Origin of the sequence: Jeotgalibacillus proteolyticus (assembly GCF_050107735.1) — a bacterium.
GTDB lineage: Bacteria > Bacillota > Bacilli > Bacillales > Jeotgalibacillaceae > Jeotgalibacillus > Jeotgalibacillus proteolyticus_A.
The window spans coordinates 200490-211819 of sequence record NZ_JBNILO010000007.1 but is presented as its reverse complement, the minus strand read 5'-3'; the positions used below and the strand labels follow the sequence as shown (position 1 = coordinate 211819).

The window sequence follows — 11330 nt, the reverse complement described above, 5'->3', positions numbered from 1 at the left end:
CACCATCTGGGATCCACTCCTCTTTTCTTCAACTAGTCGTTTCATCGAAATGACGTCTCTATCTGAAAAGCGAAAAGAAGAGTGCTGGCTAAGCCAGCACTCCTTGCGACTGCCCGTCGCACAAAAGGCTGCCGATGGGCAGCCTTTTCTTGTATTTAAAAACGTTCAGCTATTACTTCAAGTGCGATTCCTCTGTCACTGTGAGGATATTTGGTATTTTCGATAATCTGGTAATTTTCATGGCCTTTTCCTGCAAAAATAATAATATCATCAGGCTCAGCTATTTCCATCAGGTGTCTGACAGCTTCTTCCCGATCCCCAATCAGCGCATATTGATCATGTGTCATTCCTTTTCCTAAATCATTTACAATGCTGTCGTAGCTTTCAAACCTTGGATCGTCTGTCGTCAGCACCACATAATCTGCAAGTGAAGCTTTTTCAGCCATGGCGGGACGTTTTGATTTGTCCCTGTTGCCCCCAGTGCCTACAAGAAATAGAATACGGTTCTTCTTAAATGGCATGACCGATTGTATTGCTTTTTCGATGGCATCCGGAGTATGAGCATAATCGACGTAGATTGATAATGGCGCCTCTGTATGAACACGTTCCATCCTTCCGGAAACCGGTGGAATCTCTTTGAGGATTTCTACGAGATTTTGTACCTTTTCCCCTTTTGCATAAAGGGTGGCAAGTGCTGCTAATATATTTGACACATTAAATGTCCCAAGCAGCTGCGTTTCAACTGTAAACGTCCCTTCCGGTGATTCAAGTTCAAAACGGGTCATGTCGTCCATATACTCAATATTTTTAGCCCAGAAATCTGCTGTGTCTTTCATGCTGTAGGAAATAATTTCAAATGGTGTCATTTGAGAATATATATCATGCCACTCATCATCTTGATTAATAACTGCGTACTTAGGTTTTTGGAGATTTTGACCCAGCTGGGAAAATAACAGTCCTTTTGCGTAGCCATAATGTTCCATCGTTCCATGAAAGTCCAGATGATCATGGCTTAGGTTTGTAAATGTGACAACATCAAAGTCAACACCGGATAATCTTCCTTCGACAAGACCGTGGGAAGAAACCTCAAATATCATATTGGGAATGCCAAGATCCATTGCCTGTACCATCATCCGTTGAGTTGTAATAATATCACTTGTGGTGTTGGCACTTTCGTGAAGGATTCCATCCAGATCAAAACCGATTGTACCGGACAATGCAGACCTCTCCCCTCCCCGTTTTATCAGCTGATGGATCAAATTGGTAACAGATGTTTTACCATTTGTACCTGTTACTCCAATTACGTTTAATTTATAGGAAGGGTATGAATAAAATTGATTGGCTATAAAAGCCAGCGCTCTTGAAGTGCTTTTGACGATTACCTGTGCCGCTTCCCCAGGGCCTAAATCCAGTTCTTTTTCGGCAACTACCACAGCAGCACCTTTTTCAACAGCCAATTGAGCATAATCATGTCCATCAGCGGTATGCCCCTTAATGCAGACAAATACAGCCCCAGGTCGAACTTTCCTGGAATCAGCCTCAATAAACTCCACTTCCTCGGGCAGCTCTCCAATGATTGTTTTCAGTTTTAATTTATCAAAAAGGTCTATAGTCTTCATTTTTAATTCCTCTTTCTTAGCATCTATTTCATAGGTTTTTACGGACAGCTAGTGTAAAAGCTTTATTCTTTTGGCATTACTGCTGTAATGTAGCGGTAAATCAATGCTTCCGTATGATAAATGGACGTCACATGGGTCCGTTCGTTTGCGTGGGAAGAATCGATTCCGGCACCTATCAGCCCGTGCTTAACATCATGTCCTGCTTTCATTGCAGCAGAGGCGTCTGATCCATAAAAAGGGTAGAGATCGACTTTATAAGCAATATCATATTTTTGTGCAAGCTCCACAAGTTGTTTTCTTAAACCGTAATGATAGGGTCCAGAGCTGTCTTTTGCACAGATTGAAACGGTAAATTCATCTGAAGCCTGACCATCTCCCAATGCACCCATGTCCACGGCTATATATTCAACCGTTTCCTGTGGAATATTTGAATTTCCTCCATATCCGATTTCTTCATTGTTGGCGATAATAAAGTGAGTAGTATAAGGAAGTTTTTCTCCGCCTGTATGTATTTTTTCCAGCACACTCATTAAAATTCCTACACTGGCCTTATCATCTAGATGCCTTGATTTAATAAATCCGCTCTGAGTTACTTCTACCCTTGGGTCAAAGGAGACAAAATCTCCCACTTCAATTCCTAGAGCTCTCGTGTCCTCTGCGTTATGTACAACCTCATCAAGACGGACCTCAATATTCTGCTCATCTCTATTAGCAGTGCCCGCATCCTTGTATACATGAACAGACGCCTGGTGCATTAAAATGGTGCCAGTGACCGTGTTCCCTTTAGACGTTTCCACGCTGCAGTATTCCCCTTCAGCAGCATTCCATCTGAAACCGCCAATCATAGAAAGCTTTAGCCGGCCATCACCTTTAATTTCTTTCACCATTGCCCCCAGCGTGTCTACATGTGCTGTCAGTACACGATGTTTAGACGTGTCTTCCCCCTCTGCCGTTACAATTAAACTTCCTTTATTTGTAATTACAGAAGGGATCTTTCTTTCTTCGAGCCACTTTTGAACAAACTGGATGACCCGGCCGGTATTTCCTGATGGACTGGGTATTTGAACAAGCTGTTTAATAACTTCAATCGTTTGTTTTGTATCTTTAAGTTCCATAAATTAAACGCTCCCCTTATCAGCACTGTTTTATCATTTATCTCATTATACAGTGTACTATATAATTCACCTATGTGAGGGGTTGGAAAAAGAATTACATAATTAAATATTCTACCACACGGCCCTTCAATTAAAACGCTAAACTTTAGACAAAGATCGCTTTGCGTTTTAAGATACTAGAAGAAATATATTTAATTTTAGAGAGGGCGGATTTGATGGCACTTCATTCATTTATCTTACACGCAAAATGGCCCGGCGGTAGAAACAGCGTGGGCAGTATAGAAGCAGAAAAACTTAAAACTAGCATCTCCATTCCTGCAGAAATGGACGGACCCGGAGTGGGCACAAATCCTGATGAAATGCTTTTGGGTGCTGCTTCAACATGCTACATTATTACCCTCGCTGCAATGCTCGAACGGGCAAATATAGAGGTTGCAGAGCTTTCTCTTGAATCAGAAGGGCGCGTAGAAGTCAGCAGCGGTGTTTTTACGTATAGAGAAATTATTCATCGTCCCTCCGTTAAAGTCAAAAATCAGAACGATTTTAAAAAAACAGAACGGCTTGTATTTAAAGCAGACGAAAGCTGTATGATTTCAAGAGCCGTAAAGGGAAATGTCTCTATACAAGTACAACCAACGATTCAGTAGATCTCCCTTAATGATATGGCAATAGGCTAGTTTATGTTTTTCTTTTAAATGTTGTGGAAAACAGAGAGTATTCTGCATTTCTTAGGAGGAATATTCATGGTTGAACATAAACTTTATATTAATGGCTCTTACACAGAATCTTCTTCGAATGAGTGGATCGATATAGTGAATCCTGCTACTGAAGAAGTAATTTCCCGAACACCTAAAGGGACGGAAGAAGATGTTAATAAAGCTGTAGAAGCAGCTTTTGAAGGTCAAAAAGAATGGGAAAAGGTTCCTTCTAATGAGCGTGGGAAAATTGTCCGAAAGCTCGGAGATGGAATCAAAGAGAATCGAGAAACATTTATTAAGCTGTTGATTGAAGAACAAGGAAAACCTCAGGATCAGGCAGCTGACGAAGTAGATACAGCAATTGAATATTTCTACTACATGTCCGAATGGGGACGTAGAATTACAGGTGAGGTTCTTCCAAGTGACCGCCCTAATGAAAATATCATGATGTACAAAAAGCCGATCGGCGTTGTGGCTGGCATTGTACCGTGGAACTTTCCGGTATTTATTTTAGCCCGCAAAGTAGCTACGGCTTTAATTGCCGGCTGCTCAATTGTGCTTAAACCGAGTCAGCAGACCCCTAATACTGCAGCGGAGTTCACAAAGCTGGTCGAAAAAACCGATGGCCTTCCTAAAGGGGTTTATAATTTTATTACAGGTACCGGCTCCACCCTCGGTAATGCATTGGCATCACATCCTAAAGTATCCATCATTACGATGACCGGAAGCGTCGGTGCAGGTACGAAAGTGATGCAGGCAGCTGCAGAAAATATTACCAAGGTAAATCTTGAGCTTGGCGGAAAGGCACCAGCAATCGTTACGGAGAATGCCGATTTGGATCTTGCTGTTAAGCATATTATGGCATCTCGTTTAACTAATTCTGGACAGGCCTGTACAAATGCGGAAAGAGTATATGTTCAGGAAAATGTCGCGGAAGCCTTTACTTCTAAATTGAAGGAAGCGATGCAGAACGCAAAGGCGGGTAACCCGAATGAGGAAAATAATTTGGATCTTGGACCATTAGTCAGTCAGGATCGGCTGGATGAAGTTCATTCAATGGTTCAACAAGCTGAAAAAGAAGGCGCATCTATTTTAACCGGCGGTAAACCGATAGAACGAAAAGGCTATTTTTATGAGCCCACATTAATTACAAATGCTAAGCAAAATATGACGATTATCAAAGAAGAAATTTTTGGACCGGTGCTGCCTGTAGTGACTTACAGCACACTGGATGAAGCGATTGAAATGAGCAACGATACTGAATATGGTCTTTCTTCATCCGTTTATTCAGAGAACTACCACGAGATTATGAGAGTGGTAAATGGCCTGAAATTCGGTGAAACATTTGTTAATCGTGAAAATTTTGAAGCATTGCAGGGCTATCATGCCGGCGTCAGAAAATCTGGACTCGGCGGAGCAGACGGCAGACATGGCCTGGAAGACTTTTTAGTCACACATGCTGTTTATATGCAGTATAAACAAGAGTAACTTTTTATTAACAGGGCTGGGGAGTACAAATCTTCCCAGTCTTTTTATTTGGAGCATAAAAAAGAGCCTGGGACAGTGTCTCAAGCTCACTAACCGGTTCATTAAGTCCCAGCCTCTTTTTACTAATTGTCTTTGAGGTTTCCAATACCGAGCTGAACGTCACCCTGCGCTTTGTCTTTCTTCCCTTCACGCTGCATGCTGCGGTCATTTTTAGCATTTCCCACCTGATCTTTAACCTCGCCGCTCGCTTTGCTTACGGCACCTTTAACTTTGTCTGACAATCCTTTTTTATCACTCATGCTTTATTCCTCCTCTAATTATGTACTGTCCTAATATGTACCCTTTTATCAATAGCTTAAAACAGTGAAAAAAGGATTTAAAAAAATATAAAAAAAAAACATAAAAAACCGTTTAGTATCCATTTTAAAAAGGTAAAGAGTACTATACAGCAAAGGAGGACGATCGACATGTTTGAAGAAAAAATCAAGTACAACAGAACGGATATTTTAACAGGACTTGCCGGAACTGGAATTCTTACTTCCATACTATTAGTTGTTACAGCCCTATGATGAAGAACACCTCCAATAAAATAGAGGATACATAAAGAAGATGGCGCGCTCCCTCTGACTGGACGAGCTGTCTTTTTTTTGTTCAAAATACATGTTGCAAAGCGGATTCTTTCTAATAGACTTGTATGTTTAAGTGTGGTAAATTTAAAGCCGATTAAATCACTAGGAAATGAGGGACATTTATGACACAGCATGTTTCAGAGGCTCCAGAGTTAATGAAGAAGAATTCAACCACGATTGTATCTTCCCTTCCGCCGCTTCAGAAGCCTTTGGTCCTTTTAGGTATAGCAGCCGCGATTATTTTATTTTCTATCATTATCTTAACGACTAATGGGACTCAAGGTGTTTTATTTTTGATTGGAATTGCACTGGGTCTTACACTATTATACGCAAGATTCGGGTTTACCTCCGTCTTCAGACGCCTGGCCGCAGTAGGCAATGTACAGGGCTTGCAGGCACATATGGTTATGCTTGCAGTAGCATCAACATTGTTTGCGATTATATTAGGCACAGGTTTTAGTTTTACAGGAGTTACACCTGCAGGATACGTTTCACCTGTTGGAGTCAGTGTGCTTTTTGGCGCATTTATTTTCGGGATTGGAATGCAGCTGGGAAGCGGATGTGCCTCAGGAACTTTATATACGGTTGGAGGCGGACAGTCTTCTATGATTTTAACCTTGTTCGCATTTATTGCCGGTTCTGTATTAGGGGCTTATCATCTCCCTTTTTGGACGGAGGAAACATGGGCATTGCCGCCAATTTCACTGGCTGAATCCACCTCTCTTGGCTTCTTTGGGGCATGGGCTGTACAAATGATCCTTTTTGGAATCATTTACTTCCTATTGTCACAGTTCGCCAAACGGAGAAATCCACCGCCAATGAAACCATTGCCAACGACGACAGGCTGGAAGAAAGTTTTCAGGGGTTCATGGCCCCTTCTGACAGCAGCCATTGTACTTGCAGTGCTAAACGCCTTAACTCTCTCGGTTCGTGGAAACCCATGGGGCATAACCTCCGCATTCGCACTATGGGGATCTAAGGCACTTGAATTGATTGGTGTTGATGTTTCAAGCTGGGGTTACTGGCAGGGGGCAAACGCCATTCAATTATCTCAGACTGTTTTAGCAGACTCAACGAGCGTGATGAATTTCGGTATTATCCTGGGTGCTTTTATTGCTGCAACAGCAACCGGAACATTTAATCCTAAGAAAATTAAGCCGGGTATAGCAGCTGGTTCTATTATAGGCGGATTATTAATGGGTTATGGTGCAAGGCTTGCCTTTGGATGTAACATCGGAGCGTATTTTGGGGGTATCGCATCCTTCAGTCTGCATGGCTGGGTATGGGCAGCCATGGCTTTGCTTGGAACCGCGCTTGCCCTTTTCATTCGGCCATTATTTGGTCTCAAAAATCCCAAACCTAAAGATTCTATGTGCTAAAATAGAAAAACTGCAGTCCACAATTGGCTGCAGTTTTTTATTATTGAATTTTTTTAAGCTCTTCTTCAAAGTAAAAAGTAGCCGAATCTTCCTGTATAATATAAGAGTACCTCTTCATATTCGCAACGTAGGACCACTGTTTTATTGTCACAACTTTTTCATTCAGCAGTACTTGTTCTCCATCAATGAATTTGTTTTTATATGTTTTCATCGTTCATCCTCCAATTTTTAATAAGATTTGCCGGGCAATTGAACGATAAGGCTGATCATCCATAAATCTCGATAAGCCGTTCTGTCTAATCAGGCTGGATGAGATTTACTAAACCTCCCACCCTCATTTATTTAATTATATCACATTTTAAAGCCGGATTTGTTTTCTTTTTTTTAACGCGGTAAATAAAAGTCTATAGTCCTATTCATTTATCCAAAAAAAAAGAGAGCTTTTCAGCTCTGCTTCAATTACTCGACCCATGTATACATGTACTGCGAGTCCTCTATGTGTTTTGCTTTTTTCACTACTTTTAACGGCTTAAACGTATCAATCATAACAGCTAATTCCATCGTTTCTTTCTTTCCAATGCTTGCCTCTGTTTTTCCTGGATGAGGTCCGTGGGGGATTCCGCTTGGATGAAGGGTGATAGAACCTATTTCAACTCCTTTTCTGCTCATAAAATTCCCTTCCACATAGTAAAGTAGCTCATCGCTGTTCACATTGCTATGATAATATGGGGCAGGAATCGCCTCCGGATGATAATCGAAGAGCCTAGGAACAAATGAGCATACCACAAAATTATGACCTTCAAAAGTTTGGTGAACAGGAGGCGGCTGATGAACCCTCCCTGTAATAGGTTCAAAATCTTCCACATTAAAAACCCACGGATACAAACATCCGTCCCACCCCACCACGTCCAGTGGATGATGATTGAAAACATGCTTGTGCAGATGACCTCTTGATTTTGTTATTACTTCATAGGATCCTTTTTCCTCAAAGGTTATCAATTCTTCAGGCCCCCGGATATCACGTTCACAAAATGGACTGTGCTCCAGCAGCTGGCCATATTCATTTCTATAGCTTTTTGGAGTTGTCAGCTGGCTGAATGCTTCAATCAGCAAAAATTTAGATTCTGCTTTTTCCGTTGGAAGAATTCGATAGATCGTGCCGATCGGAATAATAATGTAATCGCCTTTTCGATAGGAAATAGTACCAAACATCGTTTCAATCTTTCCTTCTCCGTAATGAACAAATAACATTTCATCTCCGTCGCCGTTTCTGTAGAAGGAATCCATCCCTTGAGATGTCTGGATAATTCCGATTAGCAGATCATCATTTCCAAGAATGTAGTCTCTTGCGGAAAGTGCATCTCCTTTTTGTTTAAGCTTTGAAGTTAAAAAATGACGGTGTTTTAATTCCCCCATTTCTTCATATTCCGGCAGATAAGAGCGGGCTAACTCGGATTTGGAAACTTCCGTTGGCATAAAATGATGATAAAGAATGGATTGAGTTCCGCTGAACCCCTTTGTTCCCATCACCTGCTCACGGAAAAGCGTACCATCTTCTTTTGTAAATTTCGTATGGCGTTTATGAGGGATCTTTCCAAGTTGACGGTAATACATCTAATCACCCTTTTCCACTTCCAATTTTGTTTGTCAGCGTTCCAAGACCTTCGATGGTCAAAGATACTTCATCCCCTTCCTTTAACCAGGGGTGAATCTCTCTGCCAAGCTCCAGCAGGCATCCCGTTCCCACCGTTCCTGAACCTATAATTTCTCCGGGATAGACCGTTGTCCCTGCAGAAGCCCGTTCAATCATCTCTCCAAACGAATAATACAAATCCCTTGTATTCCCTGAGGACAGCTGCTTACCGTTAACAAACGCTTCCATTTTTAATTCAATTTGACCGTTTTTCATTTCGCCAACTTCATCCAGCGTTACGATATACGGACCTATTGATGTTGCAAAGTCTTTTCCTTTTGCAGGACCAAGCCCCACTTTCATTTCTTCCCGCTGTAAATCACGCGCGCTCCAATCATTCATAATGCAAAAACCGAAGATATGAGCTGCTGCTTGATGAGATGATATGGTGGAACCCTTTTTTCCAATCACACATGCAATTTCGAGCTCATAGTCCCTTTCGCAGCTTTCAGCAGGAAAGGGAATGACTTCTTCCGGTCCTTTGATGGTCAAATGGTTCGAAAAATAAAATGCAGGAAACCTGTACCACTCCGGGATCATCTCGAGCCCTCTTCTTTCCCGTGAACGTTTCACATGCTGTTCAAAAGAGTAAAAGTCTCTGAAACTTAAAGGATTAGGCAAAGGCGCCATAAGCTTTACCTCACTCAAGAAATAAACGCCCGCTCTTTCCACCGAAATAGTTTCCCAGCTTTTGACGAGTTCCATATACTGCTCCTGATCCTGAAGAAACTCAAACAGTGTTGCTGGCAGGGCACCCTCTGAGTATTCATTCATATCGATGGCATATTGGTTCAGATGAATCCAGCCGGCTTTTTCCTGACCATTGGGGAGGCGAAAACTTATCCATTTCATATTTTCACCTCTTATCAATCTTCTGGCGAATTAATTCAAATGTATCCGTCATGGGTCTTGTATACACCTGACCCGCCAATCTGCCAATTGGTTTTAGCTCCTGAGCATTGATTCTGCCCTCATGCAGGAGAGAATCATCCACCTGAATTGTAATGACTTCGCCAATTACCAGGCTTCCTGCACCTGGATGATCTCCAAAATGCAGGATTTGATTCTTTATGCACTCCATATGAATTAGACTTTCTTTAACACGGGGCGGCTGAACGGAACGACTTGGACTCTTCGTCAAACCCGCTTTAATAAATTCATCTTCCTCTGGTAGATAATTAATTGCACAGTGGTTCATTTTTTCGGAAAAGCTTTCACTCACGATATTTATCACAAATTCTCCCGTTTCCTCTATATTTACAAGCGTGTCTTTTTTTGATCCGTCCTCCCCATTCCGCATTGGAGAAAAACAGACCATCATGGGATCCGCGGAGATCGCTGTAAAAAAACTGAATGGCGCCAGATTTGCGATTCCATTCCTATTGATGCTTGATACAAAAGCAATAGGTCTTGGCAGGATGGAGCCAATCATTACTTTATAGGCTTCTTTCCACTTCATTTCATTTGGCATAAACTCCATCCGGTTCTCCACCTTTCGTTCACGAAAATTGATGGTGCTCTAAAATATATTCTGCTAACGAAAAGATAATTTTAATGGTTTCTCTTTCCAGCAGCTGCTTTATAGGTTCCCTCTTCTTTCCTGCTCCCGTTCAATGGACTCAAATAGAGCTTTAAAATTTCCTTCTCCGAACCCTCTTGCTCCTTTTCGCTGAATGACTTCGATGAATACTGTAGGACGGTCGACAATCGGCTTGGTGAAAATTTGCAGCAGATATCCTTCGTCATCTCCATCTACTAAAATATTCAATTCCTTCAGTTTTTCTATTTCTTCATCAATGTCCTTAACCCGTTCGCTCAGCGTTTCATAATAAGAAGCAGGCGTATTTAAAAATTCTACGCCATTTTGCTTCAGGATACCGACTGTCGTAACGATATCTTCCGTTAAAATAGCAAGGTGCTGAACGCCGGGGCCATTGAAAAATTCAAGATATTCCTGTATTTGCGATTTCCGTTTACCTTCTGCCGGTTCATTGATTGGAAATTTAATTCTTCCCCCGTTGTGCATCACTTTTGACATCAGAGATGAATACTCTGTGCTGATATCTGCATCTGTAAAATGGCGCATTTCCTTAAAGCCCATTACTTTTTCATAGTAAGAGGTCCATTCCTGCATTCTTTCCACGTTTCCAACCACATGATCGACAGCAATAATTCCTGCATCTTTCACTGGGATTGAGGATTGGTAGGGTTCAAAACCAGGCAGAAAAACTCCCTGATATCCAGTGCGTTCAATTAGGGTGTGTACGGTATCTCCATAGGTTCCGATAACCGCTTTTTTTACTTTGCCATACTGGTCTTCCACTTCGTACGGTTCTTTTATGGGGATGGCGCCTCTTGACACCGCTTCTCTGTAAGCATTTTCAACATCCTCCATCGTCAGCGCGATATCACGCACACCGTCTCCGTGTTTTTTGACAAATGCGGCCGTGTCAGATGAGTCTGTTAAGGATCCAGTAATAACAAGGCGCACTTTTTTTTGCTGCAAAACATAAGATACAGTTTCGCGATTGCCTGTCTCAAGACCGGAGTAGGCTGTCATTTTAAAACCGAATGCCGTACAAAAAAAGTGCGCGGACTGCTTTGCGTTACCTGTATAGATTTCGAGATAATCAACATCTTTAACCGGAAAAAAGTCATTAACCTGCTTATTCATTGAAATGGATTCTTTTTTCATTTTAAATTCCTCCC

Annotated in this window: 11 protein-coding genes; 3 read left to right on the top strand and 8 right to left on the bottom strand. The window is 41.7% G+C overall.

Going from position 1 to position 11330, the window contains the following annotated elements; all coding sequences use genetic code 11:
- Positions 1-155: 155 nt before the first annotated feature.
- Together ACQCT8_RS12630 and ACQCT8_RS12625 are read right to left on the bottom strand one after the other, a co-directional pair.
- Positions 156-1619 (bottom strand): UDP-N-acetylmuramoyl-L-alanyl-D-glutamate--2,6-diaminopimelate ligase, encoded by a 1464-nt coding sequence (locus ACQCT8_RS12630; RefSeq protein ID WP_426871627.1) that lies wholly within the window; start codon positions 1617-1619, stop codon positions 156-158.
- A gap of 62 nt (positions 1620-1681) precedes the next feature.
- Complete coding sequence (locus ACQCT8_RS12625; protein ID WP_426871625.1) at positions 1682-2734, bottom strand: M42 family metallopeptidase; 1053 nt, start codon at positions 2732-2734, stop codon at positions 1682-1684.
- A 215-nt stretch (positions 2735-2949) separates the two neighbouring features.
- Between ACQCT8_RS12625 and ACQCT8_RS12620 the strand changes: the two genes are divergently transcribed.
- A complete protein-coding gene (locus tag ACQCT8_RS12620) occupies positions 2950-3381 on the top strand; it encodes an OsmC family protein (protein ID WP_426871623.1) in 432 nt (143 codons plus the stop codon).
- A gap of 96 nt (positions 3382-3477) precedes the next feature.
- Positions 3478-4920 carry an aldehyde dehydrogenase gene (gene aldA / locus ACQCT8_RS12615; protein ID WP_426871621.1) on the top strand — a complete coding sequence of 481 codons (1443 nt, stop codon included), beginning with the start codon at positions 3478-3480 and terminating at the stop codon, positions 4918-4920.
- A gap of 122 nt (positions 4921-5042) precedes the next feature.
- On the opposite strand, the gene ACQCT8_RS12610 is transcribed toward aldA, so the two are convergent.
- Positions 5043-5219: a CsbD family protein gene (locus ACQCT8_RS12610; RefSeq protein WP_426871619.1), complete on the bottom strand. Its 177-nt coding sequence runs from the start codon at positions 5217-5219 to the stop codon at positions 5043-5045.
- A 452-nt stretch (positions 5220-5671) separates the two neighbouring features.
- Between ACQCT8_RS12610 and ACQCT8_RS12605 the strand changes: the two genes are divergently transcribed.
- On the top strand, positions 5672-6928 hold the full coding sequence (locus ACQCT8_RS12605; protein ID WP_426871617.1) for a YeeE/YedE family protein: 1257 nt from the start codon (positions 5672-5674) through the stop codon (positions 6926-6928).
- Positions 6929-6968: 40 nt separating this feature from the next.
- Here the strand turns inward: ACQCT8_RS12605 and ACQCT8_RS12600 are convergent, their stop codons facing one another.
- The 5 genes from ACQCT8_RS12600 to hppD all read right to left on the bottom strand — a co-directional run bounded on the left by ACQCT8_RS12600 (position 6969) and on the right by hppD (position 11316).
- Positions 6969-7139: a hypothetical protein gene (locus tag ACQCT8_RS12600; RefSeq protein WP_278241743.1), complete on the bottom strand. Its 171-nt coding sequence runs from the start codon at positions 7137-7139 to the stop codon at positions 6969-6971.
- 248 nt (positions 7140-7387) lie between these two features.
- Positions 7388-8542: a homogentisate 1,2-dioxygenase gene (locus tag ACQCT8_RS12595; RefSeq protein WP_426871615.1), complete on the bottom strand. Its 1155-nt coding sequence runs from the start codon at positions 8540-8542 to the stop codon at positions 7388-7390.
- Positions 8543-8546: 4 nt separating this feature from the next.
- Positions 8547-9473 carry a fumarylacetoacetate hydrolase family protein gene (locus ACQCT8_RS12590; protein ID WP_426871613.1) on the bottom strand — a complete coding sequence of 309 codons (927 nt, stop codon included), beginning with the start codon at positions 9471-9473 and terminating at the stop codon, positions 8547-8549.
- 4 nt (positions 9474-9477) lie between these two features.
- A complete protein-coding gene (locus tag ACQCT8_RS12585) occupies positions 9478-10101 on the bottom strand; it encodes a flavin reductase family protein (RefSeq protein ID WP_426871611.1) in 624 nt (207 codons plus the stop codon).
- 99 nt (positions 10102-10200) lie between these two features.
- Complete coding sequence (gene hppD / locus ACQCT8_RS12580; RefSeq protein ID WP_426871609.1) at positions 10201-11316, bottom strand: 4-hydroxyphenylpyruvate dioxygenase; 1116 nt, start codon at positions 11314-11316, stop codon at positions 10201-10203.
- Positions 11317-11330: the final 14 nt, after the last annotated feature.

Bases quoted from the DNA above. Each gene is read 5' to 3' on its own strand.
- ACQCT8_RS12630 (WP_426871627.1), bottom strand. From the start codon at position 1,619: ATGAAGACTATAGACCTTTTTGATAAATTAAAACTGAAAACAATCATT.
- ACQCT8_RS12625 (WP_426871625.1), bottom strand. From the start codon at position 2,734: ATGGAACTTAAAGATACAAAACAAACGATTGAAGTTATTAAACAGCTT.
- ACQCT8_RS12620 (WP_426871623.1), top strand. From the start codon at position 2,950: ATGGCACTTCATTCATTTATCTTACACGCAAAATGGCCCGGCGGTAGA.
- aldA (WP_426871621.1), top strand. From the start codon at position 3,478: ATGGTTGAACATAAACTTTATATTAATGGCTCTTACACAGAATCTTCT.
- ACQCT8_RS12610 (WP_426871619.1), bottom strand. From the start codon at position 5,219: ATGAGTGATAAAAAAGGATTGTCAGACAAAGTTAAAGGTGCCGTAAGC.
- ACQCT8_RS12605 (WP_426871617.1), top strand. From the start codon at position 5,672: ATGACACAGCATGTTTCAGAGGCTCCAGAGTTAATGAAGAAGAATTCA.
- ACQCT8_RS12600 (WP_278241743.1), bottom strand. From the start codon at position 7,139: ATGAAAACATATAAAAACAAATTCATTGATGGAGAACAAGTACTGCTG.
- ACQCT8_RS12595 (WP_426871615.1), bottom strand. From the start codon at position 8,542: ATGTATTACCGTCAACTTGGAAAGATCCCTCATAAACGCCATACGAAA.
- ACQCT8_RS12590 (WP_426871613.1), bottom strand. From the start codon at position 9,473: ATGAAATGGATAAGTTTTCGCCTCCCCAATGGTCAGGAAAAAGCCGGC.
- ACQCT8_RS12585 (WP_426871611.1), bottom strand. From the start codon at position 10,101: ATGGAGTTTATGCCAAATGAAATGAAGTGGAAAGAAGCCTATAAAGTA.
- hppD (WP_426871609.1), bottom strand. From the start codon at position 11,316: ATGAAAAAAGAATCCATTTCAATGAATAAGCAGGTTAATGACTTTTTT.